At 69.3% G+C, this 23,701-nt stretch carries 22 protein-coding genes and 1 pseudogene; 13 read left to right on the forward strand and 10 right to left on the reverse strand.

Features of this window, described 5'->3' with window-relative positions; translation table 11 throughout:
- Nucleotides 1–406 precede the first annotated feature (406 nt).
- Nucleotides 407–862 (forward strand): MmpS family transport accessory protein, encoded by a 456-nt coding sequence (locus tag OG202_RS21305; protein WP_327729237.1) that lies wholly within the window; start codon nucleotides 407–409, stop codon nucleotides 860–862.
- A 248-nt stretch (nucleotides 863–1,110) separates the two neighbouring features.
- Here the strand turns inward: OG202_RS21305 and OG202_RS21310 are convergent, their stop codons facing one another.
- From OG202_RS21310 to OG202_RS21320, 4 genes are all read right to left on the reverse strand, one after another.
- A complete protein-coding gene (locus OG202_RS21310) occupies nucleotides 1,111–1,401 on the reverse strand; it encodes a hypothetical protein (RefSeq protein WP_327729236.1) in 291 nt (96 codons plus the stop codon).
- Nucleotides 1,402–2,456: 1,055 nt separating this feature from the next.
- On the reverse strand, nucleotides 2,457–3,590 hold the full coding sequence (locus OG202_RS21315; protein WP_328223326.1) for an RNA polymerase sigma factor: 1,134 nt from the start codon (nucleotides 3,588–3,590) through the stop codon (nucleotides 2,457–2,459).
- A complete protein-coding gene (locus tag OG202_RS46545; protein ID WP_443052268.1) occupies nucleotides 3,574–4,026 on the reverse strand; it encodes a helix-turn-helix domain-containing protein in 453 nt (150 codons plus the stop codon). The genes OG202_RS21315 and OG202_RS46545 overlap by 17 nt, the downstream gene beginning before the upstream one ends.
- A gap of 70 nt (nucleotides 4,027–4,096) precedes the next feature.
- Nucleotides 4,097–4,270: a hypothetical protein gene (locus OG202_RS21320; protein ID WP_327729235.1), complete on the reverse strand. Its 174-nt coding sequence runs from the start codon at nucleotides 4,268–4,270 to the stop codon at nucleotides 4,097–4,099.
- A 635-nt stretch (nucleotides 4,271–4,905) separates the two neighbouring features.
- Here OG202_RS21320 and OG202_RS21325 point away from each other — a divergent pair.
- The 3 genes from OG202_RS21325 to OG202_RS21335 all read left to right on the forward strand — a co-directional run bounded on the left by OG202_RS21325 (nucleotide 4,906) and on the right by OG202_RS21335 (nucleotide 6,998).
- Complete coding sequence (locus OG202_RS21325) at nucleotides 4,906–5,172, forward strand: hypothetical protein (RefSeq protein ID WP_180685965.1); 267 nt, start codon at nucleotides 4,906–4,908, stop codon at nucleotides 5,170–5,172.
- Entirely contained in the window at nucleotides 5,169–5,615 is a 447-nt protein-coding gene (locus OG202_RS21330) for a hypothetical protein (RefSeq protein WP_328223327.1), read from the forward strand. Before OG202_RS21325 ends, OG202_RS21330 begins: the two co-directional genes overlap by 4 nt.
- An 816-nt stretch (nucleotides 5,616–6,431) precedes the next feature.
- Entirely contained in the window at nucleotides 6,432–6,998 is a 567-nt protein-coding gene (locus OG202_RS21335) for a Uma2 family endonuclease (RefSeq protein ID WP_327729232.1), read from the forward strand.
- A gap of 157 nt (nucleotides 6,999–7,155) precedes the next feature.
- Here OG202_RS21335 and OG202_RS21340 read toward each other — a convergent pair.
- The 3 genes and pseudogenes from OG202_RS21340 to OG202_RS21350 all read right to left on the reverse strand — a co-directional run.
- Nucleotides 7,156–7,323: pseudogene (locus OG202_RS21340) on the reverse strand (transcriptional regulator); the annotation flags it as partial.
- The gene (locus tag OG202_RS21345; RefSeq protein ID WP_405894537.1) at nucleotides 7,323–7,643 is read right to left on the reverse strand and encodes a type II toxin-antitoxin system RelE/ParE family toxin; all 321 of its coding nucleotides are present in this window, start codon (nucleotides 7,641–7,643) and stop codon (nucleotides 7,323–7,325) included. The pseudogene OG202_RS21340 and the gene OG202_RS21345, both read right to left, overlap by 1 nt.
- A gap of 314 nt (nucleotides 7,644–7,957) precedes the next feature.
- Nucleotides 7,958–9,238: a helix-turn-helix domain-containing protein gene (locus OG202_RS21350; protein WP_328223328.1), complete on the reverse strand. Its 1,281-nt coding sequence runs from the start codon at nucleotides 9,236–9,238 to the stop codon at nucleotides 7,958–7,960.
- Nucleotides 9,239–10,084: 846 nt separating this feature from the next.
- Between OG202_RS21350 and OG202_RS21355 the strand changes: the two genes are divergently transcribed.
- Together OG202_RS21355 and OG202_RS21360 are read left to right on the forward strand one after the other, a co-directional pair.
- Nucleotides 10,085–10,696 (forward strand): DUF4232 domain-containing protein, encoded by a 612-nt coding sequence (locus OG202_RS21355; RefSeq protein WP_327729230.1) that lies wholly within the window; start codon nucleotides 10,085–10,087, stop codon nucleotides 10,694–10,696.
- 1,253 nt (nucleotides 10,697–11,949) lie between these two features.
- Nucleotides 11,950–12,462: an AAA family ATPase gene (locus OG202_RS21360; protein ID WP_327729229.1), complete on the forward strand. Its 513-nt coding sequence runs from the start codon at nucleotides 11,950–11,952 to the stop codon at nucleotides 12,460–12,462.
- 188 nt (nucleotides 12,463–12,650) lie between these two features.
- On the opposite strand, the gene OG202_RS21365 is transcribed toward OG202_RS21360, so the two are convergent.
- On the reverse strand, nucleotides 12,651–13,178 hold the full coding sequence (locus OG202_RS21365) for a hypothetical protein (protein ID WP_327729228.1): 528 nt from the start codon (nucleotides 13,176–13,178) through the stop codon (nucleotides 12,651–12,653).
- 370 nt (nucleotides 13,179–13,548) lie between these two features.
- Between OG202_RS21365 and OG202_RS21370 the strand changes: the two genes are divergently transcribed.
- The 7 genes from OG202_RS21370 (at nucleotide 13,549) to OG202_RS21400 (ending at nucleotide 20,726) form a co-directional block, all read left to right on the forward strand.
- A complete protein-coding gene (locus OG202_RS21370; RefSeq protein ID WP_326582108.1) occupies nucleotides 13,549–14,442 on the forward strand; it encodes a phosphorothioated DNA-binding restriction endonuclease in 894 nt (297 codons plus the stop codon).
- A 964-nt stretch (nucleotides 14,443–15,406) separates the two neighbouring features.
- Nucleotides 15,407–16,723, forward strand: coding sequence for an ABC transporter substrate-binding protein (locus OG202_RS21375; protein WP_327729227.1), 1,317 nt, complete (start codon nucleotides 15,407–15,409; stop codon nucleotides 16,721–16,723).
- A 4-nt stretch (nucleotides 16,724–16,727) separates the two neighbouring features.
- Nucleotides 16,728–17,498 (forward strand): ABC transporter ATP-binding protein, encoded by a 771-nt coding sequence (locus tag OG202_RS21380; RefSeq protein ID WP_327729225.1) that lies wholly within the window; start codon nucleotides 16,728–16,730, stop codon nucleotides 17,496–17,498.
- On the forward strand, nucleotides 17,495–18,250 hold the full coding sequence (locus tag OG202_RS21385) for an ABC transporter ATP-binding protein (RefSeq protein ID WP_327729224.1): 756 nt from the start codon (nucleotides 17,495–17,497) through the stop codon (nucleotides 18,248–18,250). The genes OG202_RS21380 and OG202_RS21385 overlap by 4 nt, the downstream gene beginning before the upstream one ends.
- Complete coding sequence (locus tag OG202_RS21390; RefSeq protein ID WP_326582104.1) at nucleotides 18,247–19,119, forward strand: branched-chain amino acid ABC transporter permease; 873 nt, start codon at nucleotides 18,247–18,249, stop codon at nucleotides 19,117–19,119. The genes OG202_RS21385 and OG202_RS21390 overlap by 4 nt, the downstream gene beginning before the upstream one ends.
- On the forward strand, nucleotides 19,116–20,153 hold the full coding sequence (locus OG202_RS21395) for a branched-chain amino acid ABC transporter permease (RefSeq protein WP_327729223.1): 1,038 nt from the start codon (nucleotides 19,116–19,118) through the stop codon (nucleotides 20,151–20,153). The genes OG202_RS21390 and OG202_RS21395 overlap by 4 nt, the downstream gene beginning before the upstream one ends.
- Nucleotides 20,154–20,207: 54 nt before the next feature.
- Nucleotides 20,208–20,726, forward strand: a complete 519-nt coding sequence (locus OG202_RS21400) for a MarR family winged helix-turn-helix transcriptional regulator (RefSeq protein WP_328223329.1) — start codon at nucleotides 20,208–20,210, stop codon at nucleotides 20,724–20,726.
- A 186-nt stretch (nucleotides 20,727–20,912) separates the two neighbouring features.
- Here the strand turns inward: OG202_RS21400 and OG202_RS21405 are convergent, their stop codons facing one another.
- Complete coding sequence (locus tag OG202_RS21405; protein ID WP_326582101.1) at nucleotides 20,913–21,332, reverse strand: roadblock/LC7 domain-containing protein; 420 nt, start codon at nucleotides 21,330–21,332, stop codon at nucleotides 20,913–20,915.
- Nucleotides 21,329–23,518, reverse strand: coding sequence for a sensor histidine kinase (locus OG202_RS21410; RefSeq protein WP_328223330.1), 2,190 nt, complete (start codon nucleotides 23,516–23,518; stop codon nucleotides 21,329–21,331). The genes OG202_RS21405 and OG202_RS21410 overlap by 4 nt, the downstream gene beginning before the upstream one ends.
- Between the last annotated feature and the right edge of the window lie 183 nt (nucleotides 23,519–23,701).

A 23,701-nucleotide genomic window follows, 5' to 3' on the forward strand; every position in this document is an offset into this window, starting at 1 on the left:
CATTGAGGCGTAATTACAACACCAACGAAAACAAAAGGCAGACACGCTGGGCGAGCGGCCGAAGGGAGAAATCAAGGCGTTCCAACGGGTCAGGACGACACGGTGATCACGCGAAAGTGTCAGGTATTTGCCTTCCAAGCCCGTGGCATGCCGGTCACGTTCCGCGGGAAGCATGGAAGGACCATGACGACCCCAGCAGAACCGGTTACCAGCGGGATCAAACACAGGACCGTCAGCCTTAGCCAGGATTAATTCCGTGAACACTGGTCAAGGGAGCCGGCCGAATGCCACCATGACAGCGCGAACGCAGGAGCCGTCGGCGCCCCAGGGCCGAGAACGGCCCTCCGCGATTCACCGGACTCGGCCATGCCCGACCGGCCGCACAGGACAGAAAGCGAGAATTCCCATGCCTCCCGCACGAGACGGTCACCGCGCCAGATGGTTCCTCTGGCCACTCGGCGTCCTGCTGCTCGCCACTACCGGCGGCGCCATCATCGCGGCCACCGGCGGCCCCGAAGGACCAAGCCCCGAGGAACGCGCGCGGCAGGCGCTCCAGCCCACGCGGCACACGGTCATCTACCAGGTCACGAGCCCCGGGGCGACGTCAGCACTGATCACTTACCGGGCGAACGGCATCAACAACGACAAGAGCGTGGACAACGTCAAGCTCCCGTGGAGGAAGGAAGTCGCCATCACGGCCGGACCCGGGGCGGCCGTGACGCAGGTGATGGCGACGGGCGGGAAGGCCGGGTCGGTCTCCTGCTCCATTCGCATCGACGGCCGGATCGTCGACAGGCAGACCGCCAAGGGCCAGTTCACCGATGTGTCCTGTTCAAGTGTCGTGCAGCCTGGCGCAGGGTGACGGTGAGCAGATGCCGGGCGCCCCTCTCTTCGACACCCGCCGACGCCCCGGAGCCGGCCCGTCAGGACGGCACCCGGCCGCCAAAGCACAGGAAGACAAGGAGAAAGCGAAAAGAAAAACGACACCGAGAGTCCAGCTCATTATGTGAACGGAAGTCGGCGCTTCGACCAAGGAGTTCTCCGACATGAGTAAGCAGCCGGGTGTGTGGCACCGCCGATCAGACTCGACACACAACCGGGGCAGAGCACTTATTGCGCCACGGGATTATTTCCGAGGATCAGGTCGAGCACGTACGCCTCGCCGGGATACTGGCCGTAGCGATGGAACTGGTTATCGGGAATCTTGTCGTGATCGCGGTGGATCCATCGCGAACCGTTCTGGTAGATGTCGCACTGATTGGCGATGCCGATATCGGAGATCGGATTGCAGTATAGGCCGCCACTGTTTCGGTCGATGACCGCGCGGGCGTGGCTCCCGTCGTTCCGCAGCGGCCGGACGGAGAAAACCGCTCCCGTTGCGGTGCGCCGGGAGTCGTACATAGGAACCGCCACTGGTCTTCTTGTGGCGTGTGGTCGGACTGATGCTCTTCGGTGTGAACGTGCAGGGATTCGGCTGGTAGTGGTGGGCCGCGGCGTCGGCCCGGAAATTTCCCGTGTCGTACACCATCCCCAGGCCGTCGCCGTGAGAACCGGTATTCGGAGCAGTTGCCGCTTTCACGCCCGATTCCATGGCCGGGGCCGTCAATGTACGGGTCCGGAATGGAGGCCTCGTGCGTGGTGCGGGACATGGCCAACGTGCGGATGCCGGCGGGCGGAGTACCGCCCGGGGCGGCGCCGCTCGGCGCTTCCTCAACGTCGGCGGTGGCCACCGCGCGCCCCCGTAGCGGTACCGGGTCACGGTGCGCGGTACGCCCTCGGCCACGGGAAGACTGCGATCGGCTTCGATCCCGTACGCGCCCCGCCGTCCGGGCACAGCTCGGGTGCGGGCATCGGTTTCGAGGCGTTCGATGTCACGGAACAGAGCTTCGGCGCGTCCGCTCAGGCAATGGTCGATCGTGACGGTCCTTCGGCCGGCATGCCGGGTGTCACCGGCGGCGGCCGTGGGAAGGTGTTCGTCTCCCAGGGCCGCCCGTGCTGCGGCGCTCGCGTCTTCGGGACTGACGGGGAAGGCCGCCGCATCGGCTGTTCCCTGAGCGGCGGACAGATGGACGACGGCAGCGGTGCGGCGGTCCACCTCCGCGGTGACTGCACGGGCACCGGCCTCGCCCGCTGCGATGGCCCGCCGACGGGGCTGCCGCAGTGCGTCACCGTCCAGGTGGATGACGGCCTCCTGGCCGACGAACTGCCGGTCGGCGGAGAAACCGGAGACGCTGTCCTGGACGAAGCGCTGCGCGGCCTCGCGTGCCTGGTCGGCGGAGAACCTGTGGTCGCGGCTGCCGGTTCGGCTCCTGCATCGAGTCACGCGCAACTCGCCTCCTCACAGAGCCGCCTTGGCGGCAGCGGCGTGGATACGTCACCTGCTCTACGGGGACGAGCGGCGCGTGAGTCGCACGAGAGGAGAGATTTTTTCGAGAGAGTGCGCGGACGCTGTGACCTCAGCGCCGAGGCGGCGGCCGCATTCCCGTCGTCAGCGGTCCGGCAGCAGTGTGGCAAGCGCACGGCCCGGCTCGATCGAGCGGGGCCGGCCCCGAAGGGTCGAGCAGCGGAACCGGCAGCCGGGACGGGACTACGGCGGACACGTCCGGCCCCGTCGGCAGAGCCAGTTCGGGCCCTTCCGGCAGGGCGGGCAAGGTTGGCAGGGCGGGCAAAGTTGGCAGGGCAGGCAAAGTTGGCAGGGTTGGCAGGGTTGGCAGAACAGTGCCCGGCAGCTTCGACGGGGCCGCGGACGCCGGCGGCAGGGGACCCGCGGCCGTCCGCGACACCGGACCGTCCCCGAGCCCGACGGGAAGACCGGACAAGGCCGTCTCGGACGGAATCGGTTCTCGCCCCGCTGAGGGCCCCGGACCGGCGGGGAGATGCGTCACGTAGGGACGCCGCGCAAGCGGATCCTCCTCGGTCTCCGCTTCGGAAGGTGCGCTCAGGGCCAGTCCCGCCACCGTCAGGGTCACCGCCACGGACGCCAACGCGGCTGTCTGCGCGGATGTCTGCGCGGCTTCCTTCACCACTCGCGGCCGCCCGCGCCACACCCAGACGGCGAGAACCAGTGTCGCCTCCAGTACGGCGCGGAGCGCCCTGCGAGCCCTGGCCAGAAGCGACCGAACCGCCTGGTAGCTGAGTCCGGTGCGCTGCGAAATCTGTGCGAGGTCAAAGCCCTGCGCCCGCAGGCTCAGTACCTCCGCCTGGCGCAGCGGAAGGTCCGCGCTGTGGCCGGCAAGCCACTTCGCCTCCGCCTGGTCGCACACCGCCTCCTCCACCGTGGCGGGTCCGGCCGCGGCGCGCGCCGAACGGGCGTGAACATCGACCTCGCGGTTGATCTGCCGATACCGGTCGACGCACAGCCGTATCGTCACCGATGTCAGCCACGCGCCCAGCCGGGCGTCGTCCACGTTGGCGTTCTCCGCCGCACGGACCATGGCTTCGTGTACCGCGTCCTCGGCGTCGTCCACATTCATGGACCGCCGTCGCGCCACCTTCAGCAAGGACTCACGGTGACTCAGCACCCGCTGCCAGCGATCGGCGGGATGCCCGTCCACCGAACGTCGCTCCGCAGGCTCATCGTGTCCGCTCACTGTCGCCTCTCACCCCGCCGAGATCACGTGCCGACCACCGCCCACGAACCAGCACAGCGCGAGGCCCGTGCGTGGGGGCTCCTGTCGAAGACGCCGCAACGAACGGGTTCACAACCCAGTACCTGGGCGTGGCTCCTGGTCCTCTGAGTCGGGTTGCGCGCCCCGCGGAGTGGCCGAGGTCCGCGACATCGCCGCAGGCGAACAGGTGGGCACGCGCAGCGTCGTTGAGCTGCAGCCCGTCGGCGAGCAGTTCGGCGACAGCGCGCGACGGCCGGCACGGTCCGGCTTCCGCATCGTGCAGGTAGGAAGCGGACAGGCCGAGCGGCCGTGCGGCTTCGCGTAACCGCCAACCGCGCCGGAGCCTGGCCGCGTTCAGCATCGGGCCGAGTCCAACGGCCGGTATACGGCCGGGCTGTACCGCGAGAACATCTCCCATCGACAACCACCCCAAGTCAGAGGCTAGGCCGCCGCATCGTCGTCCCGATGTCTACGGCATTTCCTGAGCATTACAGGCCCGGCAGCGGCCTGTGGCGTGTGTGACAGCAGACAACAGCGCCCACGGCGCATCGGAGACCGGTCGGCTCCTCCTTCATCTTCCGCACCACCTCTTTCCACGCGGTGAGGGCGTGGTCGAGGCGGGACAGGTTGAGGTGGTCGAGCTGCGCGTAGGTGATCGTCACGGTGGTGACCCCGTTGGTTGGGACGGTTCGACGTCGGCTGCGCGTGCGTCAGCCGAAAGCGGCACGGATGTCGGCGTGCGCGCCGTTGAACGTCGCCGTGTGACGCGCTCAGCACCTGTGTACGCGGACCATGTGTCCCACGTCTTCCGACCGAGGTCGCGGTAGGTGGTGTGCAGCGCTTCGCACTGGTGGTCCATCCACCGGGTCGCCGGGGGCTTCAGGGCATCGCCCAGCCGACCGTCCCAGCTGGCGCCGGACAGACTCGCGGCTGCCTCGCCCCTCGGTGTCGTCGACATACGGGCCCAGGGCGGTTCAGGCTGATACGTAGACAACATCACACATTTACAGGCGCCACACGCGTGAGCGATGCGTGAGCGGACGGCGCGAGACGAGCCGTCACACGCTGGTCCTTGCCTCCATGCCGCGTGAGGGTGATCAGGCGAGGCCCCTCGTTCCATTCGAACGGGGGCCTTTCCTCACGTCTGGAGTCCACAAAGAGTCCACATGCCCATGCGAACCCCAGACGCGCCTCTCGCAGACCTGCGCGGTATCCGTCGGGAGGGCGGCCCGGGCAGGTGAGGACCCCGAGGAGGCCAAGCTGCGCCGGACGAGATCGGATCTGGCATACTTGAAGTATGGCAACTCGGAAGATCACCATCACCGTGCCGGAAGAGCTGGTGGAATCGATCAAGGAGCGCGTCGACGCGCGCGGGGTGTCCGGCTACATCGCGGCCGCCGCCGCTCATCAGGACGCCATGGACCGACTGCGCGAGTTGGCCGAACGTCTCGAAGAAGAGCACGGCGCCGTGACGGACGACGAGCAGCAGGCAGCGCTGGACCGCATCGCCGCCATTGACGGCTGGCATGACGAGCAGCGATCACACTCGGATGAGGCTGCGTGAGCCGCACCGCCCGAGCGAAGCTGCACCGGCCGCGACAGCGAGTCTTCGTGTTCGACTCCGAGGCTCTCTCCAAGGCGGTTCAGGGCGATCGGGAGATGGCTGCGCTGATCAAGACGGCTCCGCGGCTGGACATCCCGATCGTCACCTCGGCGCTCACGACCTTGGAGGCGTGGGACCCTCGCGAAACGTCGAGGCAGGCACTGTGGAACTGGACGCTGTCCCGGATCCGCATCGTGCACACGGACGACCAGGTGATCGCCATGGCGCGCGACATGCTGAAAGCAGCCGGCCTGCATGGGCACAAGTACGCCATTGACGCCATTCTGGCGGCCGTAGCCGGGCGGGAAGCCGTGCAGGGAGCTCAGGCAACCGTCTTCACCTCCGACACCGACGACATGAATCAACTCCTCGCGGGACACGCCGTGCGAGTCGAGAAGGTCTGACGATGACGAGACGCCGCCTGTACCTCACTCCGGCCACTCGCCAGCTCCCCTGAGCAACCCGTGCCCTCGTCGGACAGCATCCACCAGCACGTATGCAGCACACACAGGAACGGGAAGCACCGCGAAGACGTGAGAATTGCGGAGCGTTTCCCCGGGCCAGACACGCTGTAGTCGATATTTCCGCAGGTCACAGCCCCGTCCAGGGAAATCTCCTAAAGCGGGTGTCGCAGGTTCGAATCCTGCCGGGGGCACAACGCGTTATCGCCCTGACCTGGGGTTTATCCCCCCAGGGAGGGGTTATATCCGGCCTCGGACGTCTCGTCCGGGGCCGTTTGCGGAGCAGATGGGGAGTTGATCTCCCGAATTTCTCCCAACCGATCAGCATCATTCGGCACGGAGTCCGGGCCGGGATTCTCCCTGTTGTTGGGCTGAGCCTCCGCTTCAGGGGCCATGATCCCCGAGACAGCGCGTGCGCGCGGTACGAGTTGGGCCACGGCCACGGCTATCGCCAGGTCGGCTTCGGGAAACAGCCTCGTGTACGTGTCGGCTGTGATGGTGATCGAGGAGTGGCGAGCAACTCCTGGACGTCCTTCAGGTCGGCGCCAGCCGCGCGGGGCGGCGTCGCGGCACCATGACGAAGATTTCCGACCCCTGGTGACGGGTCCACCACGCTGGTTCCTCACTGTCGTGGGCTCGCTGGTCGGATGCCGGCGACGGGAAGGGGGCGTGAGCGAGATCAGCGTGCCGGACGGATGGCGGACAGTACGCTGAATCCAGCGGGATCGGGCCCGCAGCACAGTGTCCGGGAGGTGCTTCATGACGGCCGAGATGATGGCCCCGGCGTGGATGCATGAGCAGATCACCGCGGAGGAGTACGAGTCCTGGTCCGAGGAGCAGTGCGCCGGTATCGAGATCGTGGACGGGATGGTCGTCGTGAGTCCGAGTGCGTCCAAGCGGCACAACCGGCTGGCCCGGATTCTGGCGAACGCCCTGGATGCCGCCGCGGGCCCGGAGTGGAACGCCGACACCGACTTCGACGTCCGGCTTCAGGACGTCCCGCTCACCAATCGCCGCCCGGACGTCGTCGTGTACCGCGCAGACACGATCGACATCACCCCCACCCGTCCTGAGCACGTGCTGATGGTCGCGGAGGTGGTGTCGCCGGGCTCGGAGACCACCGACCGGATCGTGAAGGTCGACCAGTACGCCAAGGCAGGCATCGCCTTCTACTGGCGGATCGAGCAAGCCGCGACAGGCGTTCCTCTCGTGTACACCTACGTTCTCGACCCCGCGACGAAGACCTACCGGGACGGAGACGTGTTCACCGGCGTCCTCAAGGTAGCGGCCCCCTTCCCGGTGGAGATCGACCTCGGCCAGATCTGACCACGCGCTGCTCAGCAGTCGGCGGCGCGTGAGCGATGCGTGAGCGGACGGCCCGATACAGGGCGGCATCAGCCGGATCAAGTGGCTCGCCGTGCGGTTCTGACCAGGGGAATCAGCACCGCGTGGCAGCACCAGGCACCACCCGGCAAGGATTCGAGGCCCCCTCTGTCAGCTCCGCCTGGGACAGGCCGAGCTCGACCCGACGGTTGTGGACCGCCTGCCGGAGATCGCCGGCCAGCCGCGCGTCCACGTACTCCTGGTCGTACTCCACCGCCTCGCCCGCAAGCCGCCGAGCCCGGCGTGTCCTCCAGGTGCTGTGATTCATCAGCTCTCCTTGCGCCGCTCGTACGTGTGCTGGGCATGGCCATGCTCGGCCTCGCAAACCTTCTGAGCCTGGTGCGCCCGCTCGACTTCCGCCGCTTCACGCATCCTCGTCTCACGGAAGACCGTCAGCAGTACGATCCGTTGTCCTGGCGCGAGCCAGTACGGGATGCGTACGGCTTCGCCGTCCAACTCGAAGCGGAGCTCACGTAGCTTGCCGCCCAAGTGCCGCGAGTACGGCTCGCCGAGGGACGTCGGCTCGTCCAGCAGTCGGTCCGTCTTGTCCTCGGCCCGTCGATAGAGGCGGAGTGGTGGAATCGGCAACGGCAAAGACCACTGCGACCGTGAGGATCGGCCGCTCGGACACGTCGTAGCGGTCCGCCCCCTTGACGCGGCAAGAGTTGCGCCGCATCAGCTCGTCGTCCACGGCCGTGTTCATCAGGGCCCGCGGGAGTCGGTAGGCCTTGACACCATACGGTGGCTTGCGCGCTGCGGGACCTGAAGCCGAACAGACTCACGCAGTGCGCGGCACCACTCCCTGCCCCGGCCCCGCCCGGCTCCCGTCGACGGCGGGGATGGCCGGGCCCCCGGCCCCCTCCTGTCCTGCCGTCGGACGGGCTGTGCGGACTGTTGCTTCGTCAGCCGCCGCTTTCCGCCTGGTCGTTGGCAGCGGTCATGGGGACCCATCCACCCGGGTTGCGGTACCAGTATTGCGGCAGCCCCTTGATGCTGGTGGTGCGGAACGGGCGGCCGTGGTCGTCGATGCGCACCGTGCCGCTTCGGCCCTGTGAGGACCAGTCGAGTTCGAGGTACCAGTCGCAGGTGCAGGACTCGGTGCTCGCGGAGACCATCAGGACCTCCGGCTCCCGCAGGGACACCTGGTAGGGGAAGTCGATCGCGGGAGTCGGTCTGTCCGGGTCGTTGCCGGGCATCGAACGGGCCAGGGGGCGGTGCGCGTCGAGGTTCACGGAGAAGTAGCGGGGGACGAGGATGGTGCCGCAGCCTTCATACGTGGAGTAGGCGATGCCCCGGCGGGAGGCGGGGGTGGTGTGGTTGACCACGCGCACATGCAGTGCTTCCAGGACGACGGCGGCGGAGCCGCGTCCCTGGACCGAGATCCGCAGATTGGTGGTGCGCCCGTGCACCGCCTCCTGGGACGCGGCCCACACCGCGGCGTCCGCCGGGTTCGGCGGCGGTGGGACCTCTTGCGGTGGCTTGGCGATGACGTAGTTGTGGTCGCATTCGAGCTGCCACAGCTGGGAGTTGGCCGTCCAGGTGAGCGGGACCGTGTCGGCGCTCGCCCGGTTCTTCTGCGGGCTGCCGTCGCTGGGCGTGGCCGGCGCTGAGGGTTCCGGTGTGGTGCGGGCGGAGGCCGACGCCCCACCGCCGCCGGAGGGGGGTTCGGCAGCGGATGCGGTGAGGCCGGCGAGCGCAAGGGCGAGCGAGGCCGCCACCGCTATTGATCGCACGGGCCGTCGTCGAGGGCGCCAGGCATGGGGCCGCCGGTCGGCCGGTGAGTTCGGCCCCGGGCGTGGGTCGGCCGGTGGGGCCGACTCGGGTGCCTTGTCCGCCGGGCTGCTGTGGCTGGCGGATGCGGCCGATGCCATGGTGCTCGTGGGGTCGTGGGGCGTCGGTGCCCGCCGGGCATCGGACGGGCGTGGGCGTTGCCGTGCCGCGACTGCCAGGATCCACCGGCGGTGCAACTCCACGCGTTCCTCGGGGGAGGCTCCGCAGTGTGCCGCGAACCGCTCGATCCTGGTGAAGTCCATGGGCACCGCCTCACCGGCGCAGTAGCGGTGCAGCGTGGAGGCATTCATGTCCAGCCGGCGGGCCAGCGCCGCGTAGCTGCGGTCCGTACGGTCCTTCAGACGTGTCAGCAGCAGCGCGAACTCCGCTATGTCGTCGTGGATTGCATCCATGTGGTCCGTACCCGCATCCATCCGTCGGCCTGTGCCGTCCCGTCATGTCCTGATCCCGGACGCCATTCCCGGCACTCCCCATACCTGCACGTCAATAAGGCTGGGATGGTTGCAGGTTGGCGCCGTCCCTCTCCTCGGGACCACCCTCACCCGCGGCGCCGGGGGCGTCGCCTTCCGCGCCGCCGCCGGCCGGGCCCGCACACCGCATCGGATCACCGCTTCCCACCGGTGAGCTGCGCGGCCTGGAGGAGTGGGTCGGGGACGGTCGGGGATGGTCGGGGATGGTCGGTCGGGGACGGTCCGGGGCGTCGACGCACACGACTTGGTAGCGGGCTGCTCGACCCTTGTTGCCCGATCGCCTCTGCCCTCCGGGGTCACCACCGCTGCGCGGGCTCTGGGGCAGGGCCGTTTGCACCGTCGTCGGCCAAGGCGGCGGGCGCGGGTCGAGTCCCCCAGGTGTCCGGACGCCGGCCTCAGTGGGTTCCCATCCCGGACAGACATCCCAGGCTTCCTTGTCTCCGCAGGTTGTCGGGGGTGGGATCGTCCCACTGTTGCAGGTCGGGAGCAGCCGTTGTCCCAGCCCCATGCGGCATTTGACGCTATGGCTGTCGCACCGGCTGCAGCGGCCGACCGCACGGCAGCGCCACGCCCCCGGACTCACCCGTCCACGGAGACACCCGTCCACGGAGACACCCGTCTCTTTGGGCACCCGGGTGCAGGGCTCGGACGCTCAATGGGACGCCCGACCACCTTCGCCCCCGCCACCGCGGTACGAGAAGGAGGCGGGTGGTGTGGCGGCGACAGCCCGGCACGCGACCTCATACCGATCAGAAAAGGAACACGCATATGAACGTGAAGTCCCTTGCGGCCCACCGTGTGGCCGTGGCCGCGGGTCTCGTCCTGGCTCTCGGGTGTGGTGTGTCGGCACAGGCCTCCACCACCGGACCGCGAACGACCGGCGGGAAGGCCAGTGACGCGGTGACGCACCGCTCGGGCGGCAGCGGCGCCAAGAGCACCATCGCCGCCTGTTCCCAGAAGGTCCTCGGGGTGTCCGCCGTGACGGAGCCCGCGGACAGCAAGGACGCCAGGCACCTCCTCCTCACCGTCCAGAACGCCGGCGACAAGAAGTGCAACCTCTACCGCTACCCCCTCGTGCGGCTCGGCAACGGTCGGACCACAGCCCCCGTGATCAAGGAGAGCGACCCGAACCCGGGCGTGCCCGTCACCCTCGCTCCGGGTGAGGAGGGATATGCCGCTCTGCTCGTCAACGGCCCCATGGACGAGTACGAGGCGAAGAGCATCACCCTCAGCCTCCAGGGCCGTAAGCCCGGCAGCAGCGCGGGCAAGCCGATCGATGTCCCCATGCCCGTCGACACGCTGTACGCCAACGACTTCCAGCGTGTCACCTACTGGACGACTGCTCCCGGCTACGCCCTGGATTTCATCATGTCGAAGTGACGGACCTCGATCGCAACCGCCTCCCAGCGGCTGACCAGAACGCTCACAGGGCCTACTGAACACCGGTCGAAGTCGGCCGATGGCGCGGCAGCACCACGCCGCCCCGCCCACCATGCACCCGCCCCTGGGACACTTCGACCGCCCAGGACGCGAGGGGAGGCGGGTCCCGCCGTTGGCCAGGGCGGGGGCGGCGATCAGGCCGTGCGGTGGGGCGATGCTGGTGCCGGCGGCCTTGAGCGTCTTGTGGATGGTGAGGTAGGCGGTCGCTCCCGGTCGTCGGTCGGTGCGATGCGGTCGCTCCCGGTCGACGGTCGGTGCGATGCGGTCACGGAATTCGTGCCGTACCGCAGCGAGGGCTTGTGCGTAGCGAGCTTGCCTTACGGGATCCGGGGCGGCGGCAACGTCGGCCTCGATCTCGGCCACGGTGATCACCCTCTGGAAGCGGTTGGGGCGGGCCGTGGACCGGAACCAGGCCAGGACGCGCGGGTCGGGCTTCGCCCGGGTCGTGAGCTCGGCGACGACATCGGCGTCGAAGTGCCGACGCTGGTCCTCAGGCAGCGACTCCCGGATGTCACGGATGGTCCGCGGCGGATGCGACGACGGGCGCGGCGGGTGAGGCACACCGTTCGAAGCTGTGGTCATCGGCATCCCCCGCGTGCATCGGGCTGCGTACTGCTGCTGGTACCAGGGCTACGGGTTTCCGCCTGCCCGCCCACAACCTTGGGACAAGGGGCCAAGAGCGGGGGAGGACGTCACCGTCGCGGTGGGCCAGGGGCTCGGCCGACCCGAGTTGGTGTCGTGAAGGTGACTGGGCACTTCAGTTGACGGATGAGCGCTTGAATGGGCGGAGCAACGTTCAGGGCGCCGCAGGACTGAGCGGTGAGCCCGGTTCGCTTGACACGAAGGTGGCTGACGGATCGACGTCCGGCTCGGCTATGGTGCAGGCATGTGCTGCTGCGCCGCCATGACTACCCGTACCGCCGCTTAGCGGCGGTATCCGAGGTTGCCGTACCGCGGCCCCTTGCTGACGTACCGCCGGATCAGTGTCCTGTCGGCAGTCACACGCTTGCTCTTGTGCTGCCGGGCCATCCTGCCTGATCAGGGGAGTCATGTCTCAGTCGCAGCGTTTCGATTCACAGTACGAAAACCCATGCCCATGCCCATGCCCATGTCCGTGCCCATGCCCGTGTCCGTGCCCGCATGCGGCCGGCCCCATCGTCACGCGGGACCCGTGTGTCGCCACCCTGCTCTTGATGGTCGGGCTCCCCGGAGCCGGGAAAACCACCCGGGCCAAGGAGCTCGCCGCAACGCACCGGGCGCTGCGGCTGACCCCAGATCACTGGATGATCCCGCTGTTCGGCGATCCGATGGCCGACGGCAAGCGCTGGGTGCTCGAAGGGCGGCTCATCTCGGTCGCCCTGCAGGCGCTGCGGCTGGGGACCAGCGTCGTGCTCGACTACGGGCTCTGGGGCCGCGATGAACGATCGGCACTGCGCTGGCTGGCACGGTCGGTCGGGGCAGCATGCCAGGTGGTCTACGTGCCCGTGGACAAGGACGTCCAGCTCGCCCGCATCACGCACCGCCAGGCGACGGCACCGCATCAGACGTTCCCGATGAGCGAGACCGAGGTAGACCAGTGGCGGGAGCAGTTCCAGGTGCCTGACGCCGCCGAACTCGACGGCGGCGAGATCCCCACCCCACCGGCGGGCTGGCCGGGCTGGCCGGATTGGGCGGAAGACCACTGGCCCTCGTGCATCGACAGCTGACCCGGCTGTCCCGTCCGGGAGCGTCCTGCCTGGCCTGCGGCGCCGCTGTCGTGTTGCCGCAGGCCGGCACACGCGTCTCCGCGGGCGGCCGGCGTCGTTCGACTCGCTGACTCAACCGCTCACTCGCCGACTGAAGCGCTCAGTCATGGAAAACCACGATCTATGACTGGAGTATGAGGAAGGACGGTCTATCGGGGAGCCCCGTGCCCGGGCGACCAGGCGGACTCGACGCCGTTCCACGATGACGGTCCGCCAAGTGCCCGGACGAGATGTTCCTGCGAGGAATCGAGCGAGCGGCGGGCCGCGTTGACGAACCTCACGTGTGCCTCGTACAACCCGCTGTGAATCGGCCGGAGTTCCTCAAGATCCGCCGGCTGCCGGCCGTGGAACAGGATCGTGAACTTCTCGACGACGTCGCAGATCTGCTCAGCCGCCGCCATGGCCTCCTGGCTTGCCACGAGGGACATCGATTGCAGAGCGGCATTGAACGGCGCCCAGACGACGGTAGGCGCGCGTCTGTCCACGAACGCTTCGCGTAGCTCCATTTCCACGGCTCCGAAGGCCTGGAGAAACTTTTCGTAGGCGGCGGTTCGTGCCTCCTGGAGCCACTGACGGTTCTGGCTGCGCCGGCCCACGATGCCACCGGCGATGACACCCACTACGGTGGCGGCGATGCCTCCAGCGGTGGATATCAGGAGTGCCCACGGGACAGCCACGTTACGTCTCCCTCCGGTTCGTTCTGCTCAGAATCCCGCACCAGGACCGACAAGATCAACGATCGGAGCGGCGGGTAAAGGATCGCATCACCGCGTGCCACAGCCGTGCCGGATGCAGGAGTCAGCAAGGGTCGACAAGGGCGACTGGCGGGCGAGTTACTGCCTCCTGGCACAGCCAAGAAAGCCGCAGGTCACCGGCGGGACGCCCGAGCCCCTCCCCTAAAGCAGGTGTCGAAGTTCGAATCCTGCCGGGGGCACAGCAAAGCGCCAGTCCAGGAGGCCCTCCGTCCGGCGGGCGGGAGGGTTCCTGCGCTGCAGCACACGTACTCCGCCTCTTGGACTTGGCAGAACGTCACTACGATCACGGGCCATGGACTGGCTGGAGCGCACCGCGAAGCTGAGGCAGTGGACCAGGAGCGGGACACGCGCTCCGCACAAGCCGCTGCTGCTCCTGTATGCCCTCGGCCGGTTTCAGGAGGATGCCGACGGCGGGCTGCGCTACACCGCGGTGGAAGGAGACCTCCAGCGGCTGTTGACCGAGTACGGGCCACCGAACAAGACGACGCCCGCCTATCCGTTCCACCACCTGGTCAGCGACGGTGTGTGGGAAGTGCGTACCGATCGCGGGCCCGGCAGTCCCGGGACCGGGGTGCGGGATCTCCGCGAGACAGGTGCCACCGGGCAGCTCGCGCCGGATCTGAGGACTGCGTTGCGACGCGAACCGCAGCTGCTCGCCAGGATTGCGCGGTCGCTGCTCGATCTGCACTTCCCGCCCACGCTTCACAGTGAACTGTGCGAAGCCGTCGGCCTGGAGCTGGAGCCGACCGAGACCGAGCACCTCTCGACCGTGAGACGACAGCGGGACCGGCGGATGCGGGAACTGGTGCTGACCGCCTACGAGTACCGGTGCGCCTTCTGTGGTTACGACGGCAGGCTCGGCGCGGTGCCGGTCGGGCTGGAGGCAGCGCATGTGCGGTGGTGGGCGTTCGACGGACCCGACGACATCGAGAACGGGCTGTGCCTGTGCTCACTGCACCACAAGCTCTTCGACAAGGGTGTCCTCGGGGTTGGCGACAGTCACCGCATCCTGGTCTCGCAACGCTTCGTCGGCCACAGCCCCGCTGCCCGCGAACATGTCATAGCGCTCGCCGGCCGCCCGCTCGTCGGCCCACAGCCGGGCGCACGCCCAGTCGCAGCCGCCCACCGCGACTGGCACACCAGCCAGGTCTTCCACGGCAGTCCACGCCCGGCTACTGCTGTCTGATGTCTGATGTCTGATCAGTGGGTCAGCACCGGCATCAGGGACGTGGCCGACCGGCGTGGAGGGCGTAGACCCCGGGGGGTGTCGCGCCAGATCGTACGACTGGGGTCGACGGCGTGCAGGCGGTGAAGAGGTCGGCCACCGGGATCCGCGACCTGGTAGCGGTGATCCTGGAAGGCCGTGTGGACGCGGGCAGCTCCGCCGCTGGGTGCCGCAGGCAGGAACTCCCGCGTCCCGACACCGTGTGCCCGGCGGAGGTCGGCGAGATGCTCGGCCTCGATCCCGCCTCGGCCTTCGACGCGGCCTTGATCACCGGTGGACTGCCTCCGACCTGTGCGGAGTGGCGCGCCCGGCGAGGCCGTCCGCAGTCGTGGGCGTCCAGCGCTCGCACGCCTCCCCCTTACCGGGTGGCCAGGGCGGCGCGCGCCGGTCGCAGCCGTGAGGCCACGGCCTCGGCTTCGTCTGCAGACGAGGCTGTGGGTGTGAGTGTGAGTGTGAGTGCGGCTGTGAGTGTGGGTGTGACGGTGGACGGGGCCGCGCGTGCGGGCCGGTGGGGAAGTGGGTGGAGGGCCCGAGGCGTGCGTCGAGCGCGGTCCGCCCCGCTGATACATCAGGGAACCTGAGAAACAATTACGCCTGCCGCGCGGGCCCCGTCAAGGCTGTTGCGGCAACCTCTCCCCCTCCGAGACGCGGGGGGGGTGGCACCCCGAACGATGCGTCCGACACGTCTCGGCAACACCCTTGTCATCCGGCGTCGGCGTGTGCATCATCGTGGTCATCATCAGGGTTCCTGATATCGGGCGGGTCGCCCGGCCCTACCGGGACGCGAAGGAACCCGCCACCGCTCTCCGCTGCCGGCCCCGGCTTCCCCCAGCGGCCTCAGCCGCCCGTTCCGGCTCCCCCCAGCAGCTTCACCACCCTCAGTTCCGCTCCCTCGACGTGCCCGGAGGCATTCATGAGCGCACCCATGAGCACACCCGTGAACGGCAATTTGTCCCGAAGATCCGTTCTCCGGGGAACGGCCGGTGCCGCGGGGCTGTTCACCGCAGGCGGTCTGCTGACCGCCTGCGGTGGCATCAAGGCGTCCTCGGCGCAGACCGACGCGGTGCTCCGGATCGGCTATGTCTCGCCCAGTACGGGCCCGGCCGCGGGTTTCGGCGAGCCGAACGCGTATCTGCTGAAGAAGATGCGGGCCACCTTCAAGGACGGGCTGAAGATCGGCGGCAAGAAGTACTCGGTCGAGATCGTCGACCGCGACAGTCAGTCGAATCCGCAGACCGCAGCGCAGGTCGCGACCGATCTGATCAACAGCGAGAAGATCGACCTGATGCTCGTCACCTCCACGCCGGAGACGGTCAACCCCGTCGCCGACGCGTGCGAGGCGGCCAAGGTCCCGTGTCTGTCGACCGCCGTGCCGTGGGAGGCCTGGTACTTCGGCCGCGGCGCCACCCCCGAGAAGCCGTTCACGTACACCTACCACTTCTTCATCGGCGTCGCGGAGATCCATGCCGCGTACACCTCCCTGTGGACGAAGGGCGGGGTGGAGACCAACCGGCGGGTCGGCGTCATGTGGCCCAACGACCCCGACGGCAAGGCGATCCGGCAGGGGCTCGGGCCGCAGCTGAAGAAGAGCGGGTTCAGGATCGTCGACCCGGGGGCGTACGAGGACGGGACGAACGACTACTCGGCGCAGATCGCGGCGTTCAAGAAGGCGGACGCGGAGATCTTCAACACCTTCCCGCTGCCGCCCGACTTCGCCACCTTCTGGAAGCAGGCCCGGCAGCAGGGCTATCGGCCGCGCATCGCGTCCATCGCCAAGACCGGTCTCCTCCCCTCCCAGATCGAGGCGCTCGGGTCGCTCGGCCACGGCCTCAGCGCCGGCTTCTGGTGGTCGCCGAAGTTCCCGTTCACGTCCACCCTCACCGACCAGACCGCCGGGCAACTGGCCGACGACTACGAGAAGTCGACGGGCAAGCAGTGGAACCAGGTCATCGGGTCCAACATGGCGCTCTTCGAGGTCGCGGCCCACGCGCTGATGGCGACCTCCGACCCCAAGGACCGGGCGGAACTGGCTGCCTCCCTCGGCAAGGCCAGGCTCACCACCGTCGCCGGGCCGCTGGACTTCACGTCCGGGCCGGTGAAGAACGTGTCCACGGAGCCCCTGGTCATGGCGCAGTGGCGCAAGGCCACGGGGGGCGGCAAGTTCGCCGTCGAGCCGGTCATCGTCGACAACGGCGCCTTCGGCGACATCCCACTCGGAGGCGAACTTGAGCCCCTCCGCTGAGCCGGTGACCGACACCGTGGGGACAGGGGAGGCCGCCCCGGCGGCCGCCCCGGCCCCGCCGGTGCTCACCGCGAACGGCATCCACCGCCGCTTCGGCAGCCTGGTCGTCCTCGAAGGCATCGACCTCACCCTCGCCCCCGGCGAGGCCCTGGGCATCGTCGGCCCGAACGGCGCCGGAAAGACGACCCTGCTCGACATCCTCTCCGGGGCCCAGTCCCCCTCCGAGGGCCGCGTCACCTTCCAGGGTCAGGACGTGACCCGCTGGAAGGTCGACCGGCGCTGCCGCAGCGGCATCGGTCGCTCCCATCAGGTGCCGCGCCCCTTCACCGGCATGACGGCCTACGAGAACGTGCTGGTCGCGTCGGTGCAGGGCGGCTCACACCGGCGCCGGGCCGCGGAGCGGCACGCGCTCGGCGTACTCGAGCGCTGCGGCATGCTCGGCCAGGCCAACCGGCCCGCGGCCGCGCTCACCCTGCTGGAACGCAAGCGGCTGGAGATGGCGCGGGCGCTGGCGACCGATCCGCAGGTGCTGCTGCTGGACGAGATCGCCGGTGGCCTCACCGACGCCGAGACGGACGAACTGATCGCCACCATCCGGCAGTTGCGCGCCGACGGCATCGCCATCGTCTGGATCGAGCATGTCATCCACGCGCTGCTGCGGGTGATCGACCGGCTGGTCTGTCTCGCGCAGGGCCGGGTCCTGGCCGAGGGCGAACCGGACGCCGTCATGTCCGATCCCCGGGTCGTCGAGGCCTACCTCGGGAGCGCGGCATGAGTCTGCTGACGATCGAGAATCTCGAAGTACGGCACGGTCTGCTGCGCGCCGTCCGCGACGTCTCCTTCGCCGTGGACGAGGGCGAGGTCGTGGCGGTGGTCGGGGCCAACGGTGCCGGAAAGTCCACCCTGCTGCGGGCCGTCGCCGGAGCACACCGGCCGGCCGAGGGCCGTATCGGCCTGGACGGTGTGGAGGTGACGGCACGGCGGGCCCACGACCGTGTCGCGGCCGGAATAGCGCTGGTCCCGGAGGGGCGGCGGCTCTTCGCCGACCTCACCGTGGAGGAGAACCTGCTGGTCGCGTCCCGGGTACGGCGCCCCGGACCGTGGGACCTGGCAGCCGTCGTGGCCGCCTTCCCGCTGCTCGACGGGCTGCTGAAGCGGCGCGCGGGCAACCTGTCGGGCGGCGAGCAGCAGGCCGTGGCCATCGGCAGGGCGCTGATGACCAACCCCCGGCTGCTGCTGCTCGACGAGGTCTCGCTGGGCCTCGCGCCCATCGTGGTCGACACCCTCTACGACTCGCTCGGCACGATCCTCTCCGGCGGTACGACGGTGCTGCTGGTGGAGCAGGACCTCGGCCGCGCCCTGGGGGTGGCCCGGCGCGTGCTGTGCATGCTCGAAGGCCGCGTCGTCCTCGACGAACCCGCCGACGCCGTCACCCGCGACCAGGTGGTCGAGGCGTACTTCGGACTCGGCAGGGCGGCGGCCCCGGACCGCGCCACGGCCGCAACCGCGCAGGAGGAGCCGGCATGAACTGGATCAACGCCATCGTGCAGGGCGTCATGCTCGGCGGTGTCTACGCACTCTTCGCCTGCGGCCTCTCCCTGATGTTCGGCGTGATGCGGACCGTCAACCTGAGCCACGGCGACCTCGCGGTCCTCGGCGCGTTCCTGGTCGCGGTGGTGGCAGCCGCCGTCGGCATCAGCCCGTTCTTCGCGGTACTGCTGGTCCTGCCCGTGATGGGCCTGGTCGGAGTGGCGTTGCAGCGGGGCATCCTCAGCAGGGCGCTGCGCACCGGCGAGATGTCGTCGATGCTGGCCACGTTCGGCCTCGCGATCGTGCTGCAGAACGTGCTGCTGGAGATCTTCAGCGCCGACTCCCGCTCCCTGGACGTCGGCTCGCTGTCCACGTCCGGTCTCCAGCTCGGGTCGTCGGTGAGCATCCCGTACCTCGGTGTGCTGACCGTGGCGGTGGCGGTCGCGCTGCTCGGCGGGCTGCAACTGCTGCTGGCCCGTACGGGCATCGGCCGGGCGATCCGCGCCACCGCCGCCGACGCGGACACCGCCGAGCTGGTCGGGATCGACAGCCGCCGGGTGTACGCCTGGGCCGCCGCCATCGCCGTCGCCACGGCGGGTCTCGCGGGAGCGTTCTTCGCGATGCGGTCGTCGTTCAGCCCGTCCATGGGGCCGACCCAGCTGCTGTTCGCCTTCGAGGTCGTCGTGATCGGCGGGCTCGGTTCGCTGTGGGGGACGCTCGTCGGGGGCATGGTCCTCGGCGTCGCCCAGACGGTCGGCGCGCAGGTGGATCCGCGCTTCTCCATCGTGGCCGGACACGTGGTGTTCCTCGCGGTCCTGGCCTTCCGTCCGCAGGGACTGCTCGGCATGAGAAGGAGCCGCACATGACCACCGCACCACCGGTCGCCCCCGCAACCGTCACCGTCACCGCCACCGCCACCATCCACCGGTGGACCCCCGTCTCCCGCACGGCGTCGGGCGCCCTGGCCACCCTGCTGCTCGCGCTGGCGTTCGCGCCCTTCGTCTTCGCTCCCGAGGCGACCGCGAAGCTGACGACCCTGTTCGTCCTCGTCATCGTCGCGGCCATGTGGAACGCGCTGGCGGGCTACGCCGGTCTGGTCTCCGTCGGCCAGCAGGGCTTCATCGGCCTCGGCGCGTACGGAGTGTTCCTCTTCGTCGACCGAGGCGTCAGCCCCTTTCTCGCGGTCGTCCTGGCGGCCCTGCTCGCCGGTGCCGTCGCGGTACCCACCTCGCTGCTCGCGTTCCGGCTCACCGGTGGACAGTTCGCCATCGGTATGTGGGCGATCGCGGAGTTCTTCCGGCTGGTCGTCGTGAACACGCCTTCGCTCGGCGGCGGTTCCGGCCGCTCGCTCACCGATCTGTCGGCCACCGATCCGGCGGTGCGGCAGGCCCAGGTGTACTGGCTCGCCCTGGCGCTGATGAGTGTGCTGCTGCTGGCCGTGTTCGTGCTGCTGCGCAGCAGGCTGGGGGCTTCGCTGGAGGCGATCCGCGACGACCCGGTGGGCGCGGCCTCCGTCGGGGTACGGGTCACCTCGGCGAAACGGCTGGTCTTCGTGCTGGCGGCGGTGGGCGGTGCCGCAGCCGGCGGACTCACCCTCGCCAACACCCTGCGGGTGCAGCCGGACTCCATCTTCGGGGTCCACTGGTCCGCGTACATGATCTTCATGGTGGTCATCGGCGGCCTCGGCACCTTCGAGGGACCGGTCATCGGGGCGATCGTGTTCTTCCTGGTGCAGGACTGGTTCGGCGACACCGGAGGCACCTGGTACCTGATCGGGCTCGGCGCCCTGGCCATCGGGATGACGCTGTGGATGCCCCATGGGCTGTGGGGTACCGTGGCTCGCCGACGTGACCTTGAACTCCTACCTGTCGGCTATCGGGTGAAGACACCGGGCGTCTGACCTCGACGACGGTCTCGCCCGACCTTCCCGACGACCGACCAAGAGGTGCGCACGATGGCGGAGGCAGCCGATCGGGATCCGGCGTCGGCTCCGGGGCCGGGGCCGGGGCCGGGTGCGGATGCCGATCCGGACCCCGAGGGCCACAAGGGCCCGCTGACGATCTATCTCGTCAAGCAACTCGAACTGGCCATCCGCTCCTTCATGGACGAGGCCCTACGGCCGTACGGGCTCACCACGTTCCAGTACACGGCCCTGACCGTGCTGCGGCACCGAGGCGGGCTCTCCTCCGCCCAGTTGGCCCGCCGCTCCTTCGTCAGACCCCAGACGATGCACGAGATGGTGCGCGCGCTGGAGGAGCGCGGGCTGATCGAGCGCGCCCATGCCCCGGGAAACCGGCGGATCATGGAGGCCCGGCTGACCCGGGAGGGGGAGGAACTGCTGACGGCGTGCGCGCCGGCGGTGCAGAAGCTGGAGGACCGGCTGCTTCTCGACATGCCGGAGGAACGGCGGTCCGCGTTCCGTCAGGGCCTGGAGGACGGCCTCGCCTCCTTGACGGGGTGGCACCACGGCTGACGGCCGGGGCACAGCCCGCGCAGGAGGTCAGTGGCCCTTCCCTCCAGGGGGACGGGAGGGAAGGGCCACGCCTGGTCCGCTTGACCCGTTGCCCCCGGAAGGCAGCGCGGACACGGGGCTGGTGTCGACGTGGCTGCCCGGTGCCGGGGCGGCGCGGGTAGGGCGGGTAGCCGGAACGCGCTGTGACTATCCCGCCGCCAGGGGCGTGGAATTGAGTTCGCGTATCAGCTGTGGAGTGAGCAGTTCGCCGGCCCGGTCGGCGAGGACGGCCATTTCGTAGCCGACCAGGCCGACGTCACATCCCTCGGGAGCGAGGACGCCGAGGCAGCTGCCGTCGCGGATGCGACCGACCATGAGGAAGCCGCCGAGCATTTCGATCATGACGAGCTTCATGCCGTGGAAGCCGTGGGTGGCCGCCGCGTTCTGGGCGAGGCTGGTGATGCCCGAGACGACGGCGGCGAGGTGGTCGGCACGATCTCGGCCGAGGCCGTCCGAGGCGGCCATGAGGAGGCCGTCGGAGGAGACGGCGACGGCGTCGATGACACCGTCGGTGGTGCGTACGAACTCCGAGATGAGCCAGCCGAAACTCTGGACGGCGGTGGTCACGATGACACTCCTTGGGTGCTTCTGGCCTCGGCACGGGCGACACCTGCTCGGAAGCCGTTGAGCAGGGCGGAAACGGCGGGCCTGGCGGGGGGTGGGGGTGTGGCGGAGCGGTCCTGCGCCGGGGCGAGCAGGCGCCCGGGCAGGACGAGGAGGGCGGACAACCCGCCGCCGGGGGTGTCGAAGAGCTGGACCTGCGCGCCTTCACCGAGGCGGTGGACGAGCCGGCCGACGACGAGGTGGCCGAGGAACCGGGTGGGTGCGGCGAGAAGGGCTTCCTCGCCGGATTCGGAGAGACGAGCGCGCGCACGTTCCTTGTCGGCTTCGGACATGCCGATGCCGTGGTCGACGACGGCGAAGCAGTAGGTGTCGTCCTGGGTGTCGTACCAGCCGTGCACCTCGACCGGTTCGGTCGGAGGTGAGAAGTTCAGCCCGTTCTCGACGAGTTCGGCGAGGAGGTGGGCGACGTCCGCGACGGCGTGCCCGCGCACCCGCACCGGCTCCACCGCCGCGATCAGGACCCGCCGGTACTGCTCCACCTCGGCGACCGCGGACTGAACGACTTCCAGACCGTCGGCGGGTGCCGTCGTGGGCCGCGGCGGATTCTGCCCGGCCAGGACCAGCAGGCTTTCGGCGTTGCGCCGCATACGGGTGGCGAGGTGGTCGAGCTCGAAGAGCTCGGCGAGGGCATCCGGGTCGAGTTCCTGCCGTTCCAGACGGGTGATGAGGCTGAGTTGGCGACGCACGAGGTTCTGGTTGCGGCGGCCGAGATTGGCGAGCGATTCGGTGGTGTTGCGGCGCAGGCCGGCCTGCTGGGCAGCCAGGTGGAGGGCGGTGCGTTCCACCTGGCGCAGGGACGCCGCGACCTCGGCGATCTCCGCCGCGCCACCCAACAACTGTGCCTCGGCGGCGTCCGGGACCTCCGCCGACGGGAGGATCTCCCCTTGGTCCTGCGCGGATGGGTACTTCGAGGATTGGTCTTTCGCGGATTGGTACTGCGCGGATGGGTACTGCGGGGGCTGCTGGATACGGGCGACGGTCGCGGGCAGCCGGTGGCGCGCCACGTCGTGGGCGGCCGCGGCGAGTGCGCCGAGCGGACGGGTGAGGGACCGTGAGGCGAAGGCAGCGAGGCCCGCGACGAGAGCGGCCATGAGTGTTCCCGCGACGAGGTAGGCGGCGAGGCCCAGTTCCGCCTCGTCACTGAGCCGGTCGGCCCGGTCCCGTACGTCGTCACCGACCGACTGCTGGACGGCGTACAGATCGTCGACGAGTACGGTCATCGCGTCCCACCACGTGCCGACGTCGGCGCGCAGCGCGGTGCCGTCGGCGGCGCCCTCCGCCTGATTCTCGTAGGCGGTGGCGCGTTGGGCGTCCTTGGTGCCGAAGGCCTTCTTCAGGGCGGCGCGCTGGGGCGCGGTGGCGACCTGGCGGAAACGGGTGAGGGCGGCGACGCGCGTGGCGCGCACCTCGGTGAAGGTGAGGTACTCGCGGCCGTGGAAGGCTCCCTCGGCGAACACGCCGTTGAGGAGACCGCGTTCGAGAGCGACGGACTCCTTGGCCGCGGCCAGTTCCTGCAACGCCGCCAAGCCGTCGCGCAGTTGACGGTCGGCGCGCGTCGCGGTCTCCGTCACCGGGTCGACGGCGTTGAGAGCGTCGACGGCGGTGGTGTAGAAGGCGAGGGTGGCGGTCCGGTCGGCGGTGTCCGTGCCGACGGTGACCCTGTAGGTCGTGCCGGCGGTGTCCCCGCCGGCTGTGCCGACGGTCTCCCCGCCGGCAGGGGTGCCCTTGTCTGCGGCTGAGTTCTTGTCTGCAGGGGTGTCCTGGTCTGCAGGGGTGTCCTTGTCGGCAGGGGTGTCCTTGTCGACTGCGGCACGGATGGTGGCGAGGCGTCGCAAGTGCCGCTGGATGACATCCGCGACGGCGGGTTCGTGGCGCATTCCGCGCAGCGCGGTGTCAACGCGCTTGCGCGTAGCGGCGAGTGGCGTGCGGAAGCTCTCCTCGCCGCCCAACAGGCCGTTGGTCAGGCCGCGTTCGCGTTGCAGCTGGTGCACCAGCGCCTGGACCCGCAGGCTGAGGCCGACCTCGGCACGAGTCGTCCGCGCGTCGCCCAGGGCCTCGGCGCGGCCGTACATCGCCAGGCCGGCGACCGCCAACAGCAGGCAGATCGGGACCGTGATGACCACTGCCACACGTCCTCTGATGCTGCGCCAGCCGGGCAGCGGCCGACGGTTGGTCAGTGGCCGGTCGCCGGGAGTCGTTCGGCTGCCGCGTCGGCGACCTGAACCGCCCCTGCCGAGACGGCCCTTGGCGCTTGCGCCGAGCCCGCTGAGCCTGCCGGGCAGCAGCCGAAATGACGTCGACACCCTCATGTC

It is taken from the genome of Streptomyces sp. NBC_00310 (assembly GCF_036208085.1).
Classification (GTDB): Bacteria; Actinomycetota; Actinomycetes; order Streptomycetales; family Streptomycetaceae; genus Streptomyces.